The 24128-nt window shown below is 69.1% G+C and carries 16 protein-coding genes, 4 tRNA genes and 2 pseudogenes; 9 read left to right on the top strand and 13 right to left on the bottom strand.

Going from position 1 to position 24128, the window contains the following annotated elements; translation table 11 throughout:
* Positions 1-206: 206 nt before the first annotated feature.
* A complete protein-coding gene (locus ABZU25_RS12760; RefSeq protein WP_355029482.1) occupies positions 207-2903 on the bottom strand; it encodes an RICIN domain-containing protein in 2697 nt (898 codons plus the stop codon).
* 345 nt (positions 2904-3248) lie between these two features.
* Here ABZU25_RS12760 and ABZU25_RS12755 point away from each other — a divergent pair, with 345 nt between their 5' ends.
* Positions 3249-4115 (top strand): hypothetical protein, encoded by an 867-nt coding sequence (locus ABZU25_RS12755; RefSeq protein ID WP_355029481.1) that lies wholly within the window; start codon positions 3249-3251, stop codon positions 4113-4115.
* A gap of 15 nt (positions 4116-4130) precedes the next feature.
* On the opposite strand, the gene ABZU25_RS12750 is transcribed toward ABZU25_RS12755, so the two are convergent.
* From ABZU25_RS12750 to ABZU25_RS12735, 4 genes are all read right to left on the bottom strand, one after another.
* Positions 4131-4694: a kinase gene (locus ABZU25_RS12750; protein ID WP_355029480.1), complete on the bottom strand. Its 564-nt coding sequence runs from the start codon at positions 4692-4694 to the stop codon at positions 4131-4133.
* 15 nt (positions 4695-4709) lie between these two features.
* Positions 4710-5372, bottom strand: coding sequence for a pentapeptide repeat-containing protein (locus ABZU25_RS12745; protein WP_355029479.1), 663 nt, complete (start codon positions 5370-5372; stop codon positions 4710-4712).
* A gap of 156 nt (positions 5373-5528) precedes the next feature.
* Positions 5529-5604: transfer RNA gene (locus ABZU25_RS12740), tRNA-Lys, on the bottom strand.
* A gap of 128 nt (positions 5605-5732) precedes the next feature.
* Complete coding sequence (locus ABZU25_RS12735) at positions 5733-6464, bottom strand: SDR family oxidoreductase (protein WP_355029478.1); 732 nt, start codon at positions 6462-6464, stop codon at positions 5733-5735.
* Between the two features lie 105 nt (positions 6465-6569).
* Here ABZU25_RS12735 and ABZU25_RS12730 point away from each other — a divergent pair, with 105 nt between their 5' ends.
* Positions 6570-7418 (top strand): LysR family transcriptional regulator, encoded by an 849-nt coding sequence (locus ABZU25_RS12730; RefSeq protein ID WP_355029477.1) that lies wholly within the window; start codon positions 6570-6572, stop codon positions 7416-7418.
* An 84-nt stretch (positions 7419-7502) separates the two neighbouring features.
* On the opposite strand, the gene ABZU25_RS12725 is transcribed toward ABZU25_RS12730, so the two are convergent.
* A tRNA-Lys gene (locus tag ABZU25_RS12725) sits at positions 7503-7578 on the bottom strand.
* 264 nt (positions 7579-7842) lie between these two features.
* Here ABZU25_RS12725 and ABZU25_RS12720 point away from each other — a divergent pair.
* The 4 genes and pseudogenes from ABZU25_RS12720 to ABZU25_RS12705 all read left to right on the top strand — a co-directional run bounded on the left by ABZU25_RS12720 (position 7843) and on the right by ABZU25_RS12705 (position 11449).
* A complete protein-coding gene (locus tag ABZU25_RS12720) occupies positions 7843-8445 on the top strand; it encodes a DUF4956 domain-containing protein (protein WP_355029476.1) in 603 nt (200 codons plus the stop codon).
* Complete coding sequence (locus ABZU25_RS12715; RefSeq protein WP_355029475.1) at positions 8442-9263, top strand: polyphosphate polymerase domain-containing protein; 822 nt, start codon at positions 8442-8444, stop codon at positions 9261-9263. The genes ABZU25_RS12720 and ABZU25_RS12715 overlap by 4 nt, the downstream gene beginning before the upstream one ends.
* Positions 9260-9715: pseudogene (locus ABZU25_RS12710) on the top strand (chitobiase/beta-hexosaminidase C-terminal domain-containing protein); the annotation flags it as partial. The gene ABZU25_RS12715 and the pseudogene ABZU25_RS12710, both read left to right, overlap by 4 nt.
* Before the next feature lie 24 nt (positions 9716-9739).
* Entirely contained in the window at positions 9740-11449 is a 1710-nt protein-coding gene (locus ABZU25_RS12705; protein ID WP_355029575.1) for a CotH kinase family protein, read from the top strand.
* Positions 11450-11578: 129 nt separating this feature from the next.
* Here ABZU25_RS12705 and ABZU25_RS12700 read toward each other — a convergent pair whose 3' ends face one another.
* The 3 genes from ABZU25_RS12700 to ABZU25_RS12690 all read right to left on the bottom strand — a co-directional run bounded on the left by ABZU25_RS12700 (position 11579) and on the right by ABZU25_RS12690 (position 16814).
* Positions 11579-14563, bottom strand: a complete 2985-nt coding sequence (locus tag ABZU25_RS12700; protein WP_355029474.1) for a glycoside hydrolase family 3 C-terminal domain-containing protein — start codon at positions 14561-14563, stop codon at positions 11579-11581.
* Positions 14564-14852: 289 nt separating this feature from the next.
* The gene (locus ABZU25_RS12695) at positions 14853-16508 is read right to left on the bottom strand and encodes a glycoside hydrolase family 44 protein (RefSeq protein ID WP_355029473.1); all 1656 of its coding nucleotides are present in this window, start codon (positions 16506-16508) and stop codon (positions 14853-14855) included.
* A gap of 230 nt (positions 16509-16738) precedes the next feature.
* Positions 16739-16814: transfer RNA gene (locus ABZU25_RS12690), tRNA-Lys, on the bottom strand.
* Between the two features lie 188 nt (positions 16815-17002).
* Between ABZU25_RS12690 and ABZU25_RS12685 the strand changes: the two genes are divergently transcribed.
* Entirely contained in the window at positions 17003-18277 is a 1275-nt protein-coding gene (locus ABZU25_RS12685; RefSeq protein WP_355029472.1) for an Ig-like domain-containing protein, read from the top strand.
* A gap of 252 nt (positions 18278-18529) precedes the next feature.
* Complete coding sequence (locus tag ABZU25_RS12680; protein ID WP_355029471.1) at positions 18530-19819, top strand: Ig-like domain-containing protein; 1290 nt, start codon at positions 18530-18532, stop codon at positions 19817-19819.
* 184 nt (positions 19820-20003) lie between these two features.
* Here the strand turns inward: ABZU25_RS12680 and ABZU25_RS12675 are convergent.
* Both ABZU25_RS12675 and orn read right to left on the bottom strand, forming a co-directional pair.
* Positions 20004-20076: transfer RNA gene (locus ABZU25_RS12675), tRNA-His, on the bottom strand.
* 106 nt (positions 20077-20182) lie between these two features.
* Positions 20183-20779: an oligoribonuclease gene (orn, locus tag ABZU25_RS12670; RefSeq protein ID WP_355029470.1), complete on the bottom strand. Its 597-nt coding sequence runs from the start codon at positions 20777-20779 to the stop codon at positions 20183-20185.
* Between the two features lie 66 nt (positions 20780-20845).
* On the opposite strand from orn, the gene ABZU25_RS12665 reads away from it, so the two are divergent.
* Positions 20846-22135, top strand: coding sequence for a glycosyltransferase family 87 protein (locus tag ABZU25_RS12665; RefSeq protein ID WP_355029469.1), 1290 nt, complete (start codon positions 20846-20848; stop codon positions 22133-22135).
* Positions 22136-22416: 281 nt separating this feature from the next.
* Here the strand turns inward: ABZU25_RS12665 and ABZU25_RS12660 are convergent.
* Together ABZU25_RS12660 and ABZU25_RS12655 are read right to left on the bottom strand one after the other, a co-directional pair.
* A pseudogene (locus tag ABZU25_RS12660) lies at positions 22417-22695 on the bottom strand (hypothetical protein); the annotation flags it as partial.
* A gap of 680 nt (positions 22696-23375) precedes the next feature.
* Positions 23376-24113 carry a YcnI family protein gene (locus ABZU25_RS12655; RefSeq protein WP_355029468.1) on the bottom strand — a complete coding sequence of 246 codons (738 nt, stop codon included), beginning with the start codon at positions 24111-24113 and terminating at the stop codon, positions 23376-23378.
* Positions 24114-24128 lie beyond the last annotated feature (15 nt).

Raw genomic sequence — 24128 nt, 5'->3', positions numbered from 1 at the left:
CCCGAGGCAACCTTCGCTTTCGACGGATTGGGAAAGCGATAGACATCACCCAGCGAAAACGACAATCCGTAACATTAGGCTGCTCCACGTCCCTGGCCAGGAGCGACACACCGGCCTGTGTGGACACCCCGGCCCGCACCCTCGGGACGGTCAAGAAATAGCCCGGGGCCAGGCCCGTGTCGGCCTGGCCCCGGGGACTGGGTGGTTCAGCTACGCAGCGTCCACTGCTGGTTCGGGCCACCGTTGCAGGACCACAGGATGATCTTGGTGCCGTTGGCGCTGGCGGCGCCGTTGGCATCGAGGCAGAGCCCGGACTGGGCGTTCGTGATGGTGCCGTTGGTGTTGACGTTCCACTGCTGGTTCGTGCCGCCGTGGCAGTCCCAGATGATGACCGCGGTGCCGTTGGCAGTACCGGCCCCGGACGCGTCCAGGCACTTGTTGCCGTACACGGTCAGCTGCTTGCTGGCGGTCTGGGTCCACCGCTGGTTGGTGCCACTGGAGCAGTCCCAGAGTTGCGCCTGGGTGCCGTTGGTGGTCGAGGAGTTGGGCACCTCGACACAGCGGCCGGACTGGCCGCCCACGAGCTGTCCGTTCCCCGTGCCGCCGCCACCGCCCTGCTGCTGCCGGACGATCGAGGTCGACTCCGCCGACCGGTTGCCCTGTGCGTCGACGACGTAGAGCCGGTACTCGCCCTGAGTCGTCGGCACGGCGATGGACGTGGCGGTGCCGGCTGCCCTGGTCATCGTCGCCCCGGCGGTGAAGGTGGTCGTCCCGGACGGAGCCAGCCACACCGACTTGGTGGCGTCGCCGGTGCTCCGGATCGGGATGGACGCCGTGGCACTGGCGACGAATGTGCTGGCCGGCAGCACATAGTTCGGCGCGGAGAAGTTGCTCGCCGGAATGATGTCCCGGTACGCGTCCTCAAGGCCGGAGTTCGCGGCGATGCCGTACGCCGCCGCCGGCCAGACATAGTCGGAGGAGACGAGGATGTCGGCGACCGTGCTGTTCGGCAGATTCTTGTTCGAGACCTTGTTGATCGGGCCGTAGATCTGCGTGATGCTCAGATCGTGCTTCCGCCCGAAGTCGTCGGAATTAATCATCCAGGTCACGTTCTTGTCGATGCTCAGAACGTTGTCCCGGAACGTGATGAAAGCCGATCCCTCATCCGGGTGCAGCCCGTACTTGTGGCCCGAGGGCACGCCCTGAAGATAATTGTTGGTGATGGTCGTCCCCGGCTGACTGCCCAGGGTGTAGATCGGGGCCGTGTCACTGAGGCGCTGCACCGTGTCGATGATGTGGTTGTAGCTGATGGTGTTGTTCCGCGCCGACGTGGTGGGCCGGTTGGGCACGATCGAGCCCGATGACCCGTCGAAGTTCCACCAGCCCCAGCCGAGGGTGATGCCGGACCACGGGGCCTTCTCGATCCGGTTGTGCTGGATGGTGAGAGTGTCCGCGAAGTATGCCGAGATGGGGCTGTGCCCGTTGAACAGGACGGCACTGTCGTAGAGATAGTTGTTCTTGATGTCGATGTTCTTCGGCAGCCCCTCGACCTGCGCGGAGTATTTCTCCCGGTTGGTCGACGTGCCGTCTCCGATGTAGACGTGCTGCGGATGGCCGATGGTGATGGCGGATCCGGCGACGTCGTTGGTGTGGTTGCCGATCAACTGTGAGCTCTGCACGTCGTTGATCATGTTGATCCCGTCAGCACCGGTGTGTTGGAACCGGTTGCGCTGAAACAGGATCCCGTCGGCGTTCTGCACCTGGACCATGCCGGGCGTCACGTCGACGTTGCGGTAGTAGTAGACGTGGAAGTTGCCCTTCGCGTACACCTGGGCGCCGAGGTTGCCCTGCTGCGCCTGCTTGAAGGACGAGCCGGCGACGTTGAACAGGTTCCAGTCGGAGTGTTGCACCGTCAGGCCGGAGAACGTGATGTTGCGCGCGTGGCTGCTCGTCGAGGTGCCCGCGACACGCAGCACTGTGGTGACGTTGTTCGGCGCGTAGACCGCCGCTGTCGACATGTTCTCGGCGCTGGCCTTGTAGTAGTAGACCGTCTTGGTGCCCTTGTCGAAGTAGAACTCGCCGGGCGCGTCCAGGAACTCGTAGGCGTTCATGAGTTTGTGGGTGCCGCCGACCTGGGCGTTGCCGTTGAACGCGCCCTGGGCGATCGCCGCACCCGGCTGCTGGAACAGGGCGACCCGGTTCGCGCCGTCGGTGGTCACCTGGCGGACGCCCACGATGGCCGTGGTCCAGGTCGTCCCCGTCTCGATCTCGATATCGTCCTGGTTGCGGGGAACGGCGGGGAAGTCGTTCTGGCTGTATTTCGCGCCATCGCACTGCGACCCCGACTCCCAGGCCCACGCGGCCTGGTTGGCCGTGATGTTGTACGTCCCGTAACAGCCCCCGGAGCCGATCGTCTTCGTCGCCATGACGGCACGCTTGTCATTGACGTACAACGCGCGCAGCTTGTTGGCGCGGTCCAGTGGCGCCTTCCAGATGTTGCCGCTGTGCTGGGTCCACCCGGTCACCTGGACACCACCGTCGAGGACCGGCTTCTCACCGGGGTAGGCGCCGTAGCTGATCCGGAATCCGTTGGTGCCCGAGTCACTCGTGCCGAATTCGACAGTGCTGCTGATCGGATAACTCCCACCGCGCAGCAACACGTTGATGTCGCCGGTCATGCTCGTATTCACCGTACGGACGACATCCCGGGCGCGTTGCAGGGTCTTGAATGGAGCTTCGATCGTCCCCGCGTTGGCGTCGTTGCCGTCCGGGGCGACATAGTAGGTCGCCTGGACCGCGGCCGAGGCCGGCAACTGATTTGTCAGCACGGCCGGCACTGCGGCGGAGACGAAGACCGCGAGCGCCAACAATGACGTTCGAGCGGTGGATATGGCTGATTTCACGTACTGTTCCTTTCACTTGCCGTCGACGGGACGGGTATCGAGCGACGAGCACGGAACAGCGACGCCACTAAGGACTGGCGGAGGGCTGCTGTTGCCCGACCGCACACTTTTGCCAATCGCTACGAAGCTCTCCCTCGGACTGTATGTCGAACGTGTGACGAATGCAACAGCCAATTAAGAGTGGTCAATGCGCAAAGGTGATGGTACCGGGCAGAACGCCCGACCCCCACCCCACACCCCACCGGCATCGTCCGATGAATCCGCCCCGAGGACCGGGCCGCCCGCCCAGCGGGATGAGTACGAGCACTCATCCCGCCCCTACCGTCGGCCGGCATGCTCGACGTCATGGCTGATCCCCACCTGATGACGGACCACGTCGATCGAGGCCGCGAGGGTTCCGCGCTGCGACCGGGCGGGTGGCCGCGATCGGCGCGTCGGCGGCCTGCCGGCACCCCTCGTCGCTCCCGCTCCGCGGCGCTGGCCTGTGCGGGGCTGGCGCTCTGCCTGCTGTCGGCCGGGTGCGCGGAGTACCAGGACGGCGACGCGATGGCACGGGATCAGGCCGCGACCGAGGCGAAGCGCCTCACCGAGAAGCTCGGTGCTCGAAATCGGGTGCGGGACGCCGAGTACATCGCCGCGACCGAGATCCTCGAACCGACCACCGTCGGCACGTCGAGCGGCCGACGTGAGCCGCTGGCCTGGTCAGGCCGCACCTTCGCGGACGAGCAGGCCACCATCGACGTCCGGTTCACCACGTCGGTGGCGGAGAACTACGGGAACTACGGCAACCCTGGCAACTCCGCCGGCCAGGCAACCCGGTGCTATCGCTACCGGTTGCAGCTCTACCGCCCCACCTCAGTTGAGGAGATCAACTGCCCGTCCGTGGCAACCCCTCCGGTGCCCACGGCAAAGCCGTACCCGGCAATGCCCGACGACGCGACTGACCGGCTCACCGCGGCCTTGCGCACCGCCACGCCCGACACCCTCGCGGCCACGGTGCGGGCCGCCTTCCCCGAGAAGCACGTCACAGTCGACACGACCACCCACCAGAACGCCCTCGTCGCCGTGCTGGCCGTGCCCGCCGAGCGGGAGTGCCTCCTGCTGGTCCGCACCCCCGACGGAGCCATCACACAACCGGGGTACGACCGGATCTGGCTGGAGCCGGGCGAGACGGGATGCACCACCGGGCTGTACGTCTCACCACCGCGCTAGCCGCCGTTGCGCGGCCTACGGAACGATCGGGAACACGTCGTCGTGACGTTCGGTCTGCGGCAGTCCGGCGGCCGCGGCGACAGCCTCCACGGCCTCCTCCAGCCCGGTGGTCTCCGGAAGAACCAGTTCGTCGGGCCAGCCGAGGGCATCGTGCGCTGCGTACCACCCACTCATCTGCTCGGCGCTGAACTCGCTGACCTGCGGGCGCGTGCGGTGCCGCCGCAGCGTCTCGGGCAGGGAGACGTCGAGGTAGCAGAACAGCGACCGCCCTCGGTGACCGTCCCGCAGACCCGTCAACATGCTCCGGTACCGGTCGGCGTGCATGATCCCCTCCAGGACCACGTGGTAGCCGTGGTCGAGCGCGAACCGGACGGTCTGCCCGATCAACGCCGGTGCCGCGCCGCCGGGCTTGTCCCGTTCGCGCAGCACGATGCGGCGCAGGTAGTCCTGCTCGACCAGCGCGCAGCCCCGGCCGTGCCGGCGTCGTAGCTCGCGGGCGATGCTGCTCTTGCCCGATCCGGAGTTACCCCGAACGCAGACGAGGATCGTGTCCGGGCTGCCAGTGGGTTCAGCGAGCACGATGCCTCCTCCGCTTCAGTCGTTTCGGACGGTGAGGTCAAGGGCGGCGACGGCCAGCTGGGTGAGGTCAGGAAGTTGGTCCTCGCCGAGGGTGACGCCGCGCAGGTTGTCCAGCGGTGTCTTGAGGCCCTGGAGCCGGCTGCCCCGCAGGTCGGCGCCGTCGAGGTGGCAGGAGCCCAGTTCCAGTCCGGCGAGGTCACAGGATCGCAGTGCGATGCGCGGTAGTCGACAGGAAGACCATGCGCCGTTGATGAGAGTGCAGTCGGTGAAGGCGACCGAGCCAGCGGCGGTAACGCGTTGGAAGGTGGCGTAGTCGAAGCGGCAGCCGTCGAACAGGACGTCCTTGAGGCGCACGTCGGTGAGTCTGGTGCCGGTGAACCGGGAGCCGGTGATCGCGCAGCGTTCGATGGTGCTGCCGGTCAGGGTCGCGCCGGAGAAGTCGGTACGGGTGATCTCGCAGCCGTAGAGGCTGCCCGCTTCCCAGGTGCTCTCGCTCAGGTCTACGCCAGTGATCAGGCTGCTGCGGATGCGGGCATCCTCAAGGTGCGAGCCGTGCCACGCGGCGCCCTCGACGAGGGCCTCGGTGAGGCCGCCGGCCAGGTTCGTCGTGGTGTCGAGGTCGTCCGGTTGGAGGTCCGGCAGCAGGACCTTCACGTCGCCGATCGTGGTGGTACGCATGTGTCCTCAACCTCCGGGGGCGCGGAGCGGGCACGCCATCCCGCGCGTCGGTCCCTCAGTCTTCCTCCCGCTCGACAAACCGGGGCGACCACACACCGCCCACGCACACGAAGGGCCCCGGCCCGGCGTGAACCACCAGTTCAGGGCCTTGATCGTTGGTGCGCCGCCAGGGTCTCGAACCCCGAACCCGAGGATCAAGAGTCCGCTGCCTTGCCAGTTGAGCTAGCGGCGCTCGCTGGCTGCGGGACGCAGGCGTGGCACGCCCCACACAAGCCTTGGCGCAGCGGCAGTGTCCACTCAGGGCCGCGCGGCGCTCCGGTCACTTCAGCGGATGAGGAACACCGACTTGGCGGCGAGCCGTCACCAGGGAACCACCCCGGCGTCCTCGAAGAATCCGCCGGTGGGCCCGCCGTCGGGCAGGGTGGCCAGGCGGATGGCGGTCGCTGCGCCCTGCTGGGGAGTACGCACGCCACGGAAGCCGTTGAGGTCAGTGGCGACGAAGCCCGGGCAGGCGCAGTTGATGAGGATGTTCGTGTCTGCCAGTTCCCGGACGTACTGAAGGGTCACCGCGTTCAGGAACGACTTGGAGGGTGCGTAGGCCACCGCGACCGGGCCGGTGGTGGTCTCACCGCCGGCGCCGGACTGTCGGGCCAGAGAACCGACGCTGCTGGACATGTTCACGATGCGCGGCGAGGCCGACCGCTCGAGCAACGGCAGCATGGCGTTCGTCACCCGGATGACGCCGATGACGTTTGTCTCCACCACCGTGCGGATGATGGCCGGATCGACGTTGCTCGGCTGCTGCGGCCGTCCGCCGGTGATTCCGGCGTTGTTGACAAGGGCATCGAGGCGTCCGGCGCGTTCGGCGATCAGATCGGCGGCGGTGGCGACACTGTGGTCGTCGGTGACATCCAACGGGACACCGAAGGCGTCGACGCCCGACTCCCGCAGCCGTGCCACCGCCGCGTCCCGCCTGGTCTGCTCGCGCGCCCCGACACCCACAGTCCAGCCCAGCGCACCAAGGCCTGCCGCAATCTCGTACCCAATGCCCTTGTTGGCGCCGGTGACCAGGGCGATCTTCGTTTCACTCATGTCTTCGACTCTGCGTCACGGCCCGCAAGCGGTCCAAGACCACCTGGGTCAGGGACGATACCCTGAAGGTATCGCCACACCTCAGTTCCCGGCTAGGCTTTGGCCGTGGAGACACGAGAGCTGCGGTACTTCGTCGCCGTGGCCGAGGAGTTGCACTTCGGCCGAGCGGCGCAACGCCTGGGCATAGCCCAGCCGCCGTTGTCGCGGGCGATCAGTCAGCTCGAACGCCGCCTGGGTGCCGCCCTGCTGAAGCGCGACAGCCGCGCGGTGACCCTGACCGAAGCCGGTGCGGTCCTGCTGCACGAGGGACGAGCAGCGCTGGACGCGGTGGAAGCTGCGGAGCATCGCACCCGCCGCGCAGCTCTCGCCGTCACTGGTCAAGCCAGCGTCGTCCTGGCGACCAAAGCTGGAGCGTCAAGCGAGTTGCTCGCGAAGCTGCTGCACGCTTACGCCGCGGAACCTGGATCGGTCGACGTCGACGTGGTGCTGTGCGGACCCGGCGAACAAGAACAACTGTTGCGGACCGGTCGTGCCGATGTCGCAATCCTGCACCACCCGTTCGACGACCTGACCGGTTTCGACACCGAGGAACTGCTCACCGAGGGTCAGATCGCCGTCCTCCCGGCCGGCCATCCCCTCACCACTCGCACGAGTCTGCAGCTGAGCGAGGTGACCGAACTGCCCAACCTGCCGCTACCGCGCTGGCCCGGGGTTGACGGCAGCTATCCCGACGGCCCAGGCCCTGAGGCACAGAGTCACTCACAACTCTTCCAACTGGCCGCCCTTGGCCGGACCTTGCTGGTGGTGCCTGACTCGGCCCGATCCCAGCTGAACGAGGATCTCGTCGCCGTGCCGATCGTGGACGCGCCAGAGGTCACCACTGTCATCGCCTGGCCCCCGCACAGCCGTTCCCGAGCCGTCGCTGATCTTGTACGAGCCGCACTCCGGCGCTAGCCGCCGGCATCGCACCGCACCGCGCCCGCGTACGCGAAAAAGGCAGTGACCGGCAGGCATCTGCCAGGTCAGGGCCTTGCTCGTTGGTGCGCCGCCAGGGACTCGAACCCCGAACCCGCGGATTAAGAGTCCGCTGCTCTGCCAGTTGAGCTAGCGGCGCTCGCCGGCAACGGGAAGAGACGTTAACACCGCCCGGAGCGGACGTGTCGGCGACCCCACGCCCGCGGGCCGGCCAGCCGGCGCCCGCATCACCAGCTCCGAAACTTTCGGCGACACATCAGAAGCCGTATTCCCTTGCGGGAAGCCGACTCCCTGCCTACCCACCCTGTAGACACATTGACACGTGCCTATGTACTCCTTACAGTCACCAAACATATACCGAAAGTTTACCGGAACTGCCTGGTGACCAGGAGGAACCCAAGAGATGTCGCAGCTCGTCCTGTTCGCAATCGACATCTGCGCGGTGGCGCTGCTCGTCTTCGGGCTCTACTTCCCGCGGCACCGCCGGCGCGACCTGGTCGTCGCCTACCTGGGGGTCAACGTCGGCGTCCTCGCGGTGGCGAGCGCACTGAGCGCCAGTGACGTCGGGGCCGGGCTGGGGCTGGGGCTGGCGCTGTTCGGGGTGCTCTCCATCATCCGACTCCGGTCCACGGAACTCGACCAACACGAGGTCGCGTACTACTTCTCCGCTCTCGCGCTCGGCATTCTCGGCGCGCTCAGCACCACCTCGGTCTGGCTCAGCGGCGGCCTGATGGCGCTCATCGTCGCGGTGATGTTCGTCGGCGACCACCGGCGGATGCTCCGGCACTACCGGCACCAGATCATGGTGCTCGACTCCGCCGTCACCGACCAGGTCGCTCTCGTCGCCCAACTGGAGCAGCTGCTCAATGCCCGGGTGCACATCGCCACCGTGCAACGAGTCGACATGGTCAACGAGACCACCATCGTCGACGTCCGATACTCGGTCGCCGGCCGCAGCGGGGCGGCCAGGACCAACAGACCGGCACGGGCTGGAGCGGCCCGATGACGCCGTCGCCGCTGGCGGGGCTTGCCCCGATCGCACTCGCCGAGCTGATCGAGCGGGCCGCCCTGCAGTGCCGGGTGGACCGCAAGTACGTGGTCGCGGTAGACGAGGTGCCGCACCTGCTGGACCAGCTCACCCCGTACGCCCGGGTGCTGGACATCGACGGCCAGCGCGTCTTCGCGTACGAGTCGGTGTACTTCGACACGCCCTGCCTGGCCAGCTACCACTGCGCGGCGTACCGGCGGCGAAGGCGCTTCAAGGTACGGACCCGCACCTACCTCGACTCCGCCCAGTGCTGGCTGGAGGTCAAGATCAGCGGGGCGAGAGGGCTGGTCACCAAGCACCGGCTGCCATACCTCGCCGAGGACCGGCACACCGTCCGGTCCGGGCGCGGGTTCGTGGACGAGGCGCTCGTCCGGGAGTCGATCTGGCCCGACGTCGCCGCCAGTCCGCTTGATCCGGTGCTGACCACCAACTATCGCCGCAGCACTCTGCTGCTGCCGGCGACCGCGAGTCGAGTCACCATCGACACCGGGCTCACCTGGCACGACGGTGACCGCACCCTACGGCTGCCCGGCATCGCCGTGGTCGAGACCAAGACCAGCTCGGCGGCCTCGCCTGTCGACCGCATGCTGTGGCAGCGCGGGATCCGACCCGTGCGCATCTCGAAGTACGCCACCGGCCTCGCGGCACTGCGCCTGGACCTGCCCGACGTGCCGTGGCGACGGACGTTGCGCCGCCACTTCCGCGCCAGCCCGCCTCTGGTGGGTCCGGCGTCGACCGTCCCCATCCGATCAGAACAGGAGGCATCGTGCGCATGACCGTCCGCAGCACCAGTGTTCCGGCGGCCTTCCGGGCCGCCGGGATCACCGCCGCCACCATCCTCGTCGCGGGCCTCCTCGTGGTGTATTCACCATCGGCCGGCGCCGAGCCGCTCACCGGCGCCCACCCGGTGGCCGGCGCGCCCGCCGGCCCCAACGCCGCAGACCCGTCCACCGGTTGGACCGGCGCCGACAGGGACACGGGGGCCGCCGATGCCCTCGCCGCAGCGACCGCGGCGGACGAGCTGGTCGGCGACATCGTCTTCTCCGTTCCCAGCGGCACCTTCCGGGGGGAGGTGGCGGTGACGTTGAGCAGCACGGTCAGCGGCGCACAGATCCGCTACACCACAAACGGCGCGCCGCCCACCGACCAGTCGTCGCTCTACTCGGGCTCGGCGCTGCGCTTCACCCGCACCACCCAGTTGCGGGCACAGGCGTTCGTCGGTCAGACACCGACGGGTGCGCCCGGCACCGCCATGTACGCCGCCCAGAACGTCACCACCACCCACGACCTGCCGGTGGTGCTTATCGACTCGTACGGTGCCGGCCGGCCCGACCGCGAGTACCTGGACGCCACCGCCATGATCTTCGAACCGGGCGCCGGCGGCACCACCTCGCTGGCGGCCACCCCGACGGTCAGCACCCGGGCGGGTTTCCGGTTGCGCGGCAACTCGTCAGCGACGTTCGAGAAGACGCCGTTCCGCGTCGAGTTCTGGGACAACGAGGACGACGACGCCGACTACCCGGTGCTGGGCATGCCCGCCGACTCGGACTGGGCGTTGCGCGGTCCGTTCACCGACAAGGCGCTGATCCGGGAGGCGCTCGTCTACGACCTCGGCCGGGAGATGGGGCTGCCCGCTCCGCGCTACGCGTTCGCCGAGTTCTATCTCAACACGGACGCCGCACCGGTGGGTGCCGGCGACTACCTGGGCGTCTACATGATCGTGGAGACGATCAAGAACTCCAAGGACCGCCTCGACCTCAAACAGTTGGACTCCGACGACGTGACACTGCCGAAGATCCAGGGCGGGTACATCTGGAAGTTCGAGTGGATGGCGGCCGAGGAGCCCACGTTGCCGTGCACCGGGCCGGCCGCCACCTGCTGGAACTACCTTGAGGTGGTCGACCCGTCGCCGCTGCAACCGCAACAGCGCGACTGGCTGCGCGGTCACCTCCAGGAGTTCAACGACGTGCTGCACGCGTCGAACTTCGCCGACCCGACCACCGGTTACCGCAGGTACATCGACGTCGACTCGTTCGTCGACCTCATGATCGTCAACGAGCTGAGCCGGGAGATGGACGCGTACGTGCGCAGCTCCCACTTCTACAAGGACCGGGACAGCAAGATCTTCGCCGGTCCGCTGTGGGACTTCGACCTGAGCTTCGGCGTCGGTGGGTTCTTCGCCAACGACCAGGTGACGGGCTGGCAGCACCAGCAGACCAGGCAACCGTCGGCCAACGACTGGTTCGCCCAGTTGCTGCGCGATCCCGCCTTCGTCAACCAGGCCCGATCACGCTGGCAGACGCTGCGACGCGGTCTGCTCTCCGACAGCGCGTTACAGGCTCGGGTCAACGCTCTCGCCACCCCACTGACCAACGCCGCACAGCGCAACTTCCAACGCTGGCCCAACCTGACGTCGCCGACGGTCAGCTTCTTCCGCACCCCGACCTCGCCCACCTGGCAGGGCCAGGTCCAGGTGATGCAGGACTGGATGCTGCGCCGCGCCGCCTGGTTGGACTCCACCGCCGGCTGGGGTGGGTCCGTCACCACGCCGCCGCCCTCCCCGACGACGCCGCCACCGTCACCCACGACCCCGCCACCCACGACCCCGCCACCGTCACCGACGACGCCGCCGCCGTCACCGACGACCCCGCCGCCGTCGGCCGGCTGCACCGCCTCGTACACGCTGACCAGCCAGTGGACCGGCGGGTTCCAGGGCGAGGTACGGGTCACCGCGGGGACGGCGGCGATCAACGGTTGGACAGTGACCTGGACCTTCGCCAACGGGCAGAGCGTCACCCAGGCGTGGAACGCGACAGTCACGAGTCAGGGCTCCGCCGTCACCGCCCGCAACGTCGCCTACAACGGCGCCCTGGGCGCGGGCGCCAGCACCACGTTCGGTTTCCTCGGCGCGTCCACCGGCACCCCCAGCACACCCACAGTGACCTGTAGCGCGACCCGCTGACCAGGTCACACAGCCCAGGGCCGGTCACGACGACCGGCCCTGGGCCGTTCCGAGCCAGTCCATCCCGACGACCGGCCCTGAGCGTGCCGACCCGGGCCGGGACGACGATCGTCCCGGCCCGGGATCCGGTCACCTGATGGAGAAGTCGGCCAGCCGCAGCGGGGAGTCGAACACCAGGTACACGTCGTGGGTGCCGGCGGCGCGGGCCAACTCGGCGCTGACGCTGACGTACCGGTAGTCGTCGCCGGTGCTGGGCACGGTGGCCGTGCCGAGCAGCCGGCCGGTGGGCGAGCCCAGGCGGACCTGGATCGTGCCGGCGTCCGCGCCGGCCTTGGCGACAGTGGCCGTGAAGGTGTGGGCGCCCGGACGCAGGGCCGAACCGGCGAACGAGATCCACTGGCCGGCCGCTGTGGCACCGACGGCCGTACCCTGCGCCTTCGTCTCGTCAACCAGCCGGACCCCGGCGTACCTGTCGAAATTCTCCGCCCGGGTGGGCCGGGACAGGTCCCGGGCCGGCACTGTCTCACCGCGGACCCGAACCGCGGCGCGGGCCCGGACGTCCTCGGCGGACGCCCCCACCATCAGGTCGTAGGTGGACGATTCGACCACCCACCGGCTGCGGGTGACGTCCCAGTGCGCCAGTTCGGCGGCGGGCAGCCGCAACGTCACGGTCCGGGTCTGCCCGGGTGCGAGTTCCACCCGCTGGAAGGCCTTGAGCTGACGGATCGGCGTCTTGACCCGCGAGGTGCGCTGGTGGGTGTAGAGCTGGACCACCTCGGACCCGGCCCGGCTGCCGGTGTTTGTCACGTCGACGCTGACCGTGATGGTGCCGTCGGCCGCGACCGGCCGGTCGCCGGTGCGCGCCTGGCCGTAGCGGAACCGGGAGTACGACAGCCCGTGGCCGAACGGGTACAGCGGCTTCGCGGTGCTGTATAGGTAGGTCTGCCCGGACGAGATGATGTCGTACTCCAGCAGGTCCGGTGGCAGTTGCCCGTCCGAGCGGTACCAGGTCTGGGTGAGCCGGCCGGACGGGTTGCGGTCGCCGAACAGGACGTCGGCCACGGCGTGCCCGGTCTCGGCCCCCGCGTGGGTGGTCCACACGATCGCCGGGACGTGCTCCTGCTCCCAGGTCAGCGTGACCGGGTAGCTGGTCTGGAGCACCAGAACGGTACGCGGGTTGGCCCGGACGACGGCCTTGACCAGCGCCTCCTGGCCGGCGCTGAGCGCCGTGGAGGCGCGGTCGTGCGCCTCGCGCCCGTTGATGAACGGGTTGCTGCCCACGACCAGCACGGCGGTGTCGGCCGCCCGGGCCGCCGCCACGGCCCGGTCGATCCCGCTGCTGATCACCTCGCGGCTGAAGTGGGTCGCGGCAGCCGGGGTGGACGCGCCGAGTTTGAGCGCGCCGTCGTCGCCGACCGTGACGTACTTCTCGGCGGCGAACCAGCTCTCCTTGGTCTCGTAGCCGACGTAGCGCAGCACCACGGTGCCGTCGTCCTGCGGCTCCAGCTTGAACTGCTGCTGGACGTACCAGCCGTTCGGCTGCTCGTCGCGGGTGATGAACGGCCCCCAGTTGTAGCCGAGGTAACGACCGTTGGCGGCGTTGCGCAGCGTCACCACATCCTGGCCCCAGTCCACCACGTCGAACTGGGCGGCGGGCGTCGCCGTGGCACCGGTGACAGCGACCGGGTCGGCGTCGGTGGTGCCGGTGGCAGTGACGTACCGGCCGGTCGCCGCGTCCTTCAGGGCGATCCGGTCCGCCCCGTCCAGCCCGCTGACGCTGGCGGAGTTGCCCAGCCGCTCGCGGATCCCGTCGAGCGCTGTCACCTGGTACGGCAGGTCGGCCCCGTACCAGTCGGAGTAGAGGGTGTCGGCCAACGGACCGAGCACTGCCACCTTGCGGGTCCGGGCCGGGTCCAGCGGAAGGGCCTGCCGGGAGTTCTTCAGCAGCACCATCGCCTCGCCGGCGGCCTGTCGGGCCAGCCGCTGGTGTTCCGGGCTGTTGATGACGTCCGGGGTGATGCCGCCGTAGCGGCCACCGCCCGGGTCGAACTCACCCAGCCGGAACCGCACGTTCAGGATCTCCCGGATCCGGGCGTCGATGTCCGCCTCGGTCAGCAGGCCGGTCGCCAGCGCCTGCTTGATGGCCGTCACCGTCGGTTGGGCGTTGGTGTCGTCGGTGATGAAGCTGTTGAGGCCGGCCTTGACGATCGCGGCGTTGCCCTCGGCCTGGGTGGCGTAGTAGCCCTGGGAGGCGACGAGGTTGTTCGGCGCCCAGGCGTCGGTGACGTTCATCAGCGGCTGGTCCGTCCAGCCGCGCACCACGGTGGCCAGGTCCGGATCGACAGTGGCGGGTCGGCCGTTGACCAGGTTGTACGCGGCCATCACCCCGGTCGCGGCGTCGGCCGCGATGGCCGGCTTGAAGGCGGCACGGTCGTACTCGTTGAGCACCCGAGGCGGCACGTTCGACGACGTCACGTCACGGCGAATCTCGTTGTTGTAGGCCAGGTAGTGCTTCAGGGTCGGGGCGCTCTTCAGGTGGTCCGGGTCGCCGCCGGTCATCCCCGAGCCGTACGCGGTGGACATCGCGGCGGTGAGCAGTGGGTCCTCGGAGTAGCCCTCCTCGTTGCGGCCCCAGCGGGGGTCGCGCAGCAGGTTGACCACCGGCGCCCAGAGGTTGAGACCCCACACCCGGGGGTTCTGCGCGTGATAGCCCCGCGCCTCGTCGCCGACGGCCGAGCCGACCCGGTTGATCAGGTCGGTGTCCCAGGTGCTCGCCATACCCACCGGTTGGGGAAAGGTCGTGCCGCGGGCCTTGACGACAGCGCCGCTGTTGTCGATGTCGGTCGACCAGGCCACCCCGTGCAGGGCCTCCGTGCCGGTCTTGAACAGGCCGATGCCCAGCCGGGGTACGGCCGGCTGGTACTGGTGCAGCCAGGAGATCTTCTCGTCCAGTGTGAGCCGGCCGAGCAGGTCGTCGACCCGGGCGGTCACCGGCAGGTGCGGGTCGCGGAACGGGTAGGCCGGCTCGGCGAGGGCGGTGCCGGGAACGGCCGGTAGGGCCAGCAGGACGAGCGCGAGCACGGCGATTCCGCGCCGTAGGCGCTTGTTCCCCATTTGCTTCTCCTCATGTCGTACGACCGACGCCCAGGGGCGCCGTGACCGGCGCGGCCAGGCTCGACACCCGGCTGACGGGCCTGGACGACGGATCGTCGAAGCGCTTCGACGACCGCACCGCACCACCGCGGTCAGGAAGGGGTGCGATTCGCGCAACTATAGGTGCGCATCTATGAGCGGACAAGGCCGGCCTGGCACCCACCCCGGTCGGCAGCCGCGCGGATCAGCGCGGTTTCAGCGCCCCTTCAGGCTGCTCAATTCGAGGCACGGTCAACTTGGCGGAAGGCGCTCAGTGTCGGCGCTGCGGGAGGACGAGCAGCGTCACGGAGTTCGCCGGGTACGTCGCGCTGACGCCGCCCCTGGCCACCCGGAGATCCTCACCCCGGACGATCGAGGTGAGATCGGCCGGGCCGTAGGTGAACCGCTGCGCCCTGTCCCCGCCGGGCAATCCGGCGAGCGCCAACCGTGAGGTCAGATCGCCGCCCGTCTTGTTGACCACCATCACGGTGAGCGCCTTGTCGGACGAGCGTTGCGCGGCGTAGACCGCGAGCTGCCCCTGGTCGCTGCTGACCGCCGACACGCTCACGTCGCCGAACCTGCTCCCGGCTCCGTCGTAGTTCCGGTACATCCGGAACGCGTACGCGCCGGGGTCCGTCGGTCCGGGTTCGCCCCAGATGGTGGCCAGGTCCAGACCCTCGCGCCCGAAGATGCCGAGTACGTCGGCCTGCGCGAGTGCCCCGTTGATGTCGCCCAGCGCGCCCCAGTTGTATTCGGTGATGGCGACCTTGGTGCCCGGGTAGTACTGCGCGACCCATGCCTTCAGCTGGCGGATGAACTGCAACGGCGGCGCGTTCACCCCACCGGGGCCGATCCACGACTCGTCCACGTACGTCGGATCCCACAGCGACCGGGTGGACCGCAGCCGCAGCGCGTTGGCATCCGCGTCCGTGCCGCCGCTGATCTGCGGGTAGTAGTGCTGGTCGAAGTAGTCGAGGAAACGCTTCCCGCCGTGGGCGTCGCCGAAGTCCTTCATGTTCTTCAGATACCACTGGGACAGGTTGAGCCCGCCGTGCGCCGCCGCGTCGGCGCCCGGGGCGCATCCGTCCACGCCCGACGCCACCCATTCGCAGTAGCCCCAGCCGGACGGGCCGAGCACCGCCGCGCGTGGGTCAGCGGCCTTGATGGCCGCGGCGGTAGCCGTGCCCTTGCCGCCCAGCTCGTCGTAGCTCACCGGGTCGGGATGCACGTCGCGGTGGGTGGAGTTCCACAGGACCGGCTCGTTGTCGAGTTCGTAGATCGAGACGCCGCCGCGGGACGCCGGGCCGAACTGGTTCACCAGATGGGACACCATCTCGCCCGCGAACGACGCGTCGGCCGGAATTGAGGTGTCAGTGGGGACCGCCCCGGTCAGGTTCGCGTCGGCGTGCCGGCCGTTACCGCAGTTGGGGTCCCACTGGTCGAACGAGTCCTGCTCCGGAAAGCGGGTGGCCGGGAAGCCGCAGGCGAACGGGTGCGACGAGGGCGAGTCCTTCGCCACCCATCCGATCAACGGCACGGTGACCACCTGCTTGGTCCCGTGGTCCCGGTTTCGCTGAACGAACGCCTCGATCGTGTTGTCGGGCCCGGCCACGATGTTCTCGAAGTACCAGTCGGCGCCGGTGTTGTAGGTGTGGTTCTTGAAGTTGTAGCGGCTGGTCGCGTTACCGCCCCAGCGAGCCACCGGCGTGCCCAGTTCGGCGACGAGCGAGGGGTCGCCGCCGTTCATGCCGTAGATGTCGGGGCTGATCGCGTGCCGGGCGGCGGACACGTCCACGGTCAGGGTGAGCCCGGCGGCGGCCGCCGCCGGGCCGGCGACGGCCTGGGTGGTCAGCAGCCCCGCCACGAGAGTTCCGGCCACACCGATCGCCGTGGCCGGACGTGGCTTGCGCCGTCGTTGCACACCCATCGAAGACTCCTGCCGCCGATCAGCCCGGGACGGACCGAACTCGCCTGCATATTACTTGTTGTCTATATCGCGTCAATCGATCCGTGTCGATCGACGCGACCATGATCATTGTGGGTGAGCAGCGGGAACGTCGGATAGGGCGCGATCGGGGACCTGACCCGGTGGATCCACCACCAGACCCGAAAAAGGCCCCGACCCAGTGTGAATCACCAGGTCAGAGCCTTGATCGTTGGTGCGCCGCCAGGGACTCGAACCCCGAACCCGCGGATTAAGAGTCCGCTGCTCTGCCAGTTGAGCTAGCGGCGCTCGTTCGGCAACGGAGAAAACATTAGCACCCCCGGAAGTGGGGCTCCAATCCGGTTACCCGACTCCCCCCTTCGGTCGAGCTTTGCGGGCAAAACTCTACAAACCGGCCAGCGCGCTCGGGACGGGGGCGTGGGTTGGGGCGGTGATGCGGCACGATGTCCGCCAGGTACGCGAGAACAGAGGTGGGGATGACACGGTTCACGCGAGCCGGGGCGGTGGTGGGCGCTCTGACTCTGGTGGCGTCGCTGGCACTGACCGGGTGCGGCGACAAGCAGAAGAAGCCGGCATTCGTCGGCGGGACGTCGGCGGCCGACGCGAGCGCCGCACCTGACTCGTCCGCGCCCTCGGCACCGACCACACCGAGCGCGCCAAGCGGGCCGACGCTCACGCTGAGCCCGACCAACGGCGCGAACAACCGGCCGGTGAGCACGGAGATCAGCGCGAAGCTCCCGGGCGGCGGGAAGGTTTCCGCTGTCACCCTGACCGCCGACGGCGGTGGCACGGTGGAGGGCAAGCTGCGCACCGACGGTTCCGCCTGGGTGCCGTCCGCCCCGCTGAAGTTCGGCACCCGCTACACCGCCACGGTGACGGCGAACGCGGCCGACGGGACGAGCAGCCAGGGCACCAGCAGCTTCACCACGATGGCCAAGCCGAAGTCGACAATCGGGTCCGGCCTGTACCTCTTCGACGACAAGAGCTACGGGGTGGCCATGCCGGTGGTCACCGAGTTCCACCCGGGCATCCCGAAGAAGGACCGGGCGGCGGTGCAGAAGCGGATGTTCGTCCGCACCGATCCGCCGCAGCCGGGAGCCTGGCACTGGGTCGACAACGGCACGCAGGCCTACTACCGGGCCCCGGAGTACTGGAAGCCCGGCACGACCATCTCGGTGCGGATCGCCCTGGCCGGGATGCCGCTGAGCAACGGCAGGTACGGCGACATGGACCGCAAGGCCACCGCCAAGATCGGCCGGTCGTTCGAGATGAAGGTCGACAACGCCAACAAGAAGATGATGGTGTACGAGAACGGCGCGCTGGTGCGCACCATTCCGGTGAGCCTGGGCAAGAAGAGCACGCCGTCGTCCAGCGGCACGATGGTCGTGATGGAGAAGAAGGAAGCCACGACCTTCGACACCCGCGACGACCCGGACCCGGCCAACCGCTACGTCACCGACATCCAGTTCGCCCAGCGGCTCACCTGGGGTGGCGAGTACATTCACGCCGCGCCCTGGTCGGAACACGTGCAGGGCAGGCAGAACGTCTCGCACGGCTGCGTGAACGTGTCGATGGCCAACGCCCGGTGGCTGTTCGACAAGACGCGGATTGGTGACCCGATCACTGTGAAGGGCACCGAGCGCAAGATCGTCGCCGGCAACGGCTGGACGGCGTGGAGCCTGAGCTGGTCGGCGTTCGTCAAGGGCAGCGCGCTGCCGGTGCCCAGTGGTGGGGCCGGCCCGCTGCTCTGAGCCTTTCCGGCCTTCTCGCGCCGGCCCTGCCGATGGCGGGGCCGGCGCGTACTCTTGCACTCCGGCGAGGCGACGATGCCGCGGCGACCCCACCGCCCCCCGCACGGAGACGAGTCACGCTCACGAAACGCCGGATAGTAGCAAAAATCCGGCAGGATGTTCGGCGTGTTTCGGTTCACCCTCGGCAACCGGCGCCGGCTCTGGCGCGTCAGTAGGAGACGATGGGGCAGCGACCACGACTGTGAGGGAATCATGCGAGCTAGCCAGGACCAGCTGAGCAGGCACGGTGGGCGACGTCGCGTGTTCGCGGCGGGGTTCCTCGCCGTGGCGCTGGCCTTCACCGCGGCCTGCACCGACGGCGACGGCGGCAAGCCGTCCTCGTGGCACGGCGGCAGCGAGAGCCCGCCACCGAAGGCCGCGGCGACGATCAGCGAACCGGCGGCCGACGCCAAGGACGTGCCGGCCTCGACCGGCATCACCTTCACCACGAAGGACGCCCTGCAGACCGCCGTCGAGCTCAAGGACGCGGCCGGCAAGGCGGTCGAGGGCGCGGTCGCCGCGGATGGCAAGACGTGGCAGCCGGCCGGCGCGTTGGCGTACGGCACCAGCTACACGGCGACCGTGACCGCCACCGGCGACGATGGTCGTCCGGCCACCACGACCAGCACGTTCACCACAATGGCCAAGCCCGGCAACCAGGTACGGGTGAGCAGCTTCCTCGGCGACAACCAGGTGGTCGGGGTCGGCATGCCGCTGATCGTGAAGTTCAGCCGGGGCATCCCGGAGGACTACCGCGACGACGTGCAGCGCCGGATGACAGTGACCTCGACCCCGGCCCAGGATGGCATCTGGCACTGGGTCAGCCCCACCGAGGTCCGGTACCGGCCGAAGGAGTTCTGGAAGGCCAACAGCAAGGTCTCCTACCGGGTGCAGGCCGGTGGCCTGCCGATGGGTGAGGGCTGGTACGGCCGCGCCGACCTCGCGGTGGACGTCAAGATCGGCTCGTCGGTGATCATGACGGTGGACAACAAGACCAAGCGGATGACGGTGACCCGCAACGGCGCCGTGATCAAGACCATCCCGGTCAGCCTGGGCAAGAAGAGCACCCCGTCGTCCAGCGGCACCATGGTCGTGATCGAGAAGCTGCGCAAGACGGTCTTCGACACGATGGAGGAGCTGGGCCCGGAGGAGGGCTACCGCACCAACATCGACTTCGCGCAGCGTCTCACCTGGGGCGGGGAGTTCATCCACGCGGCACCCTGGTCCGAGGGGCAGCAGGGCAGCGTGAACGTCTCGCACGGCTGCGTGAACGTGTCGATGGCCAACGGCGACTGGCTGTTCAAGAACACCCAGGTCGGCGACCCGATCACGGTCAAGGGCACCGAACGCAGGCTGCAGAACGGCAACGGCTGGACCGACTGGAACATGAGCTGGGACGAGTACGTCAAGGGCAGCGCCCTCCCGTACGAGCCGCCCGCCGACCCGGCCACCACCCCGACCCCGGACGGCGCGGTCACCCCGTCGCCCACGCCGACCGCCTGACTTACCACCACCATCGACACCGGGTTTCAGGAATCCGGGGTGTCCCCGCAGCGGGGATGCCCCGGATTCCGGTAAACGGAGTGGATCAAGGCCCCCGGGCTGGCGCTTGCTTGAGTTCCCCTACCGGGCCCCACAACGACTCAGGCCCCCTCCGAAGAGGGGGCCTGATCAGCACAACCAACTGGGTGACTGATGGGAATTGAACCCACGACAACCGGGACCACAACCCGGTGCTCTGCCAACTGAGCTACAGCCACCATGCCGCCGTCGCCCGGTCGATCGCCCCGGGCGGGGTGCGGACCAATAATAGCCGCACCGCAGCCGGCCCCGTCCAGCGGGTATCCGGGGCCGCCCGCGCGGGGGTCAGAGTTCGGCGGCGATCGCCTTGGCGGTCTCGACGTCCGGGCCGGGCAGCGGAACGAAGAGCGTACGCCGGTAGTACTCCAACTCCCGGATGCTCTCCCGGACGTCGGCCAGCGCTCGGTGCGCGAGGCCCTTCTGCGGCTGGCCGAAGTACACGCGCGGATACCAGCGCCGGCACAGTTCCTTTATCGACGAGACGTCGATCATCCGGTAGTGCAGGTGGGCGTCGAGGCGGGGCATGTCGCGGGCGATGAAGCCCCGGTCGGTGGCGATCGAGTTGCCGCACAACGGAGCCGTCCGCGGATCCTTCACGAAGGTGCGGACGTAGTCCAGGACCAGGTCCTCCGCCTCGGTGAGGGTGACCGCCGAACGGCGAACCTCGTCGGTGAGGCCGGACTTGGCGTGCATCCTCTGGACGATCTCCGGCATCCCCTCCAGTGCCGCCTCGTCGGCGTGGATCACCACGTCGACCCCGTCACCCAGCACATTGAGATCGGGATCGGTGACCAGTGCCGCAACCTCGATCAGTTTGTCCCTGCCAAGGTCCAGCCCGGTCATCTCACAGTCGATCCAGACAAGGAGATCAGCCACCGGCACAGCCTACGCGCAGCCCACGCCCCGCGGCTGCGCGCTCTCGGCGGACCAGACCGCTAGGGTTTCGGGGTGCCAGTCGATTCCGTAGCACCGCCCGCCGTCACGGACGACGATCCCGGCGGCCGTACGGTCCGTCGCCTGGTCACGGTGGTGGCCCTCCTCGCCGTGCTGCCAGCGCTCTACCTGCCGGGCCTGAACCACAAATTCCTCGACCTCAAGATTTACATGTCGGCGGTCGACTGGTGGCGCGTCGGCCACCCGCTCTACGACTACGTCCAACCCGACCGGGTGCAGGGCGAGTTGTACTTCACCTACCCGCCCTTCAGCGCGCTGCTGCTGTGGCCGTTCGGCCTGTTGAGGCTCGATGCCACCGTGGCGATCTTCACGGTGCTCACCGTGCTGGCCGTGGTGCTGACCACCCGCTGGCTGATGATGCCGGTCATCGCCCGGCACGACCTGCCCCGGGCGTTCACGCTGACCGCCGCCGTGCTGCTGGTGCTTGCCGTGGAGAGCACCCGCGAGACGATCACCTTCGGGCAGATCAACATGCTGCTGGTCGTGCTGATCCTGGCCGACCTGCTGTTCGCCGTACCGCAGGCACGGCGCTGGGCCGGGATCGGTGTGGGGCTGGCGACGGCGCTCAAGCTCTTCCCCGGCATCTTCATCGTGTACCTGCTGGCCACCAGGCGGTGGCGGGCCGCGGCGGTGGCGAGCGCGACCGCGGCGGCGGCGACCCTGCTCGCGGCGGCGATCGCCCCGCACGACTCGTGGCGGTTCTGGACGCACGAGCTGTGGGCCACCGAGCGGGTCGGACGCACCGACATCGTCGGCAACCAGTCGCTGTTCGGCCTGCTCAGCCGGTTCACCGAGCCGGCGAAGCCGGATCGGCTGCTCTGGCTGCTGCTGGTCGCCGTGGTCGCCGCCTACGGGCTGTGGCGGGCCGCCCGCGCGGCGCGGGCCGGTGACCCGTTGACGGGGCTGACGTTGACCGGTCTGGTCGGTGCCCTGGCGAGCCCGATCACCTGGACGCACCACATCTACTGGTTCGTGCCGGCGGTGGTGCTGCTCGCCGACGCGGCGTTGAGCGCCGACCGCCCGGACGAGGCACGTCGGCGTCGGTGGCTGGGCGGGCTCGCGCTGGGCAGCACCGCCGTGATCGTCTACGGCGTGGTGACGTTCCAGCAGTGGGGCGCGGGAGCGGTTCGCACGCACAACCCGGTGGATTTCGTGCTGCAGAACACGTACGTGCTGCTCAGTCTGCTGCTGCTGGCGGTACTGCCGGTGCGTTCGGGTCGCCGCCGACTCACCGACCACCCGAAGCCTGAGGAAAAATCGCACCAAATGGACAGATCTACCTAGTAGCCACCACCGGCGCTAATCTGGTCTCATCTACCTCAAGCGTCGCTCGGGTAGCACCGATCCCCCGGTGAGGGTGGCCCTCCGCGTCGGCAGCGTGGAGGGCCACCCGCCGTTTCGTCGACCGCCCCCGGCCGGGCCGTGGCCTTCGCACCGGCCGGCGGCCACGCGAGGCTCAGCGTCACCTCCGGTGGTCGGGGCACCCGGACCGGCCTCTCCAGGTCGGCGCGGGTTGCGGACCGGGCCGGTTCGGCGCCGATCGACGACCGAGACCCCGCCCCCGAGCCGACCATGGTGAGCTGCCGCGCGGCCGGAAACGGCGAGGCCGGCCCGGAATCCCGGGCACCCAGGCCGCTCAGCGAGGTGACCCCGAGCCGGCCGGCGAGCACCGGCACCTGATCCGGCTCCACCACGAAGATCACCTCGCGTGGGCGCAACGGTCGCAGCAGGAGCAGCAGGGCGCACGCCACCAGCAGGACGCCAGCGGCCAGCAGACCCCAGGTGGCCGGGCCGGTCCACGCCGCCCGCAACTCGGCGCGCAGGTCCAGTGCCAGGTCGGCGCCGCCGTCGGGGCGCATCAGCACCAGGCTCATGGGCTCACCGGCCAGGTCGTCCGCACTCCACTCCAGCGACCCGATGCCCTGGCGTACCCAGGTCGGCCGATCCGGCGGGCCGACCGGCACGACAGCGGCCGGATCGCCGGCAGCGGGACCGGCCGGGTCCAGCCGAACCGGCAGCGGGCCCTGGGCCAGCGCCACCCGACGGACCACGGCGTGCGGCACCGGCGCCAGCCAGCTACGCACCTCGGCGGTGGGCGCGAGCCCCACGAAGGCAGGGCCGTCCGCGGTGCGGGCGTCCAGTCGCAGCCGCGTCTGCCCGGTACGCGCGAACGGCGCCTCCTGGCGCAGCAGACGGTCGAGGTCGGTGACCACCACCGCGTGACCGGGCGTGCGGAGCGTCTCGAAGCGGGCGGCGAAGGCCCCGTCGGGGTCGGCGTGTCGGGTCACCAACCACAACGCGCCACCGGCGAACAGCGCCGGAATCCCCACGGCCAACAGCAGCACACCGACGATCGCCCGCACGAAACGCATTCGCACCGTCTCCCTCCGTAGCCAGATACCCGGCCGACCTTACCGACGCAGGTGCGGTGATCAGGGGATATCCACAGCACCGTCCGGGCCGACTGCGGAAAGCGCGCTGGCCCGCCGGATGGTTTCCGGCGGGCCAGCGGATGGGACGGGGGTCAGGACCTGGCGACCGGCTCCCGACGGGTCCGGGAGAACGCCAGCCCGCCCAGCACCAGCCCAGCCAGCCCGGCGACGAGACCGGCCACCCCGAGGCCGACCGCGAGCCCGTTGCCCTCGTCGTCATCGTCGTCGTCGGGCGACGACACGACGGCGGCGCTCGGCGCGGCCGAATCCGCCGGTGCCGCGGCGGCGGTCAGGGTGAGCACCGGCGCCGGGTTCTCCGGCTCCTCCGCACCCGGCGCCGGCGGGTCGATCCAGCGCGAGATGTTGCCGTCCGAGTAGGTCTGCAGGACCTTGAAGACCATCGAGTCGACCTTCGGCAGCGGCCCCATCGAGACGGGGAACTCCTGGAACTGGCCGGGCTTCACCGCCGCGTCACCGGTGGCCGTCCAAGTGATCTTGGAAATCGCCTCGGCGAGCTGACTGCCGTGCACCTCGATCGGCGGGTCCACCTTGCGCTTCTCCGTCGCGACCGTCCAGCCGGGCACCGGCATTGTCGACACCGAGCCGACCGGAGCGTTCTCCGGCAGCGTCACCTCGATCTTCGTGGTCGAGGCGGTGTCGCTCTCGTTGGGCACCCGGAACGCCACCCGGGCGTACCCGCCCTGGGCCGCCTCCTTCGGGTTGACAGTGACGTGCGCGGACGCCGGTCCGGCGAAGCCGAGCACAGCGGTGGCGGCGGCGGTGAACGCCAGGGCGGCAGCGGCGGTTGCGGTACGCCGGAATCGGGTCATGGGTTTCGCGAACCT

Origin of the sequence: Micromonospora sp. NPDC005215 (assembly GCF_040607915.1) — a bacterium.
Lineage (GTDB): Bacteria > Actinomycetota > Actinomycetes > Mycobacteriales > Micromonosporaceae > Micromonospora.
Note: the sequence above shows the minus strand (reverse complement) of the source record. Positions and strands in the feature narration are given on the sequence as shown.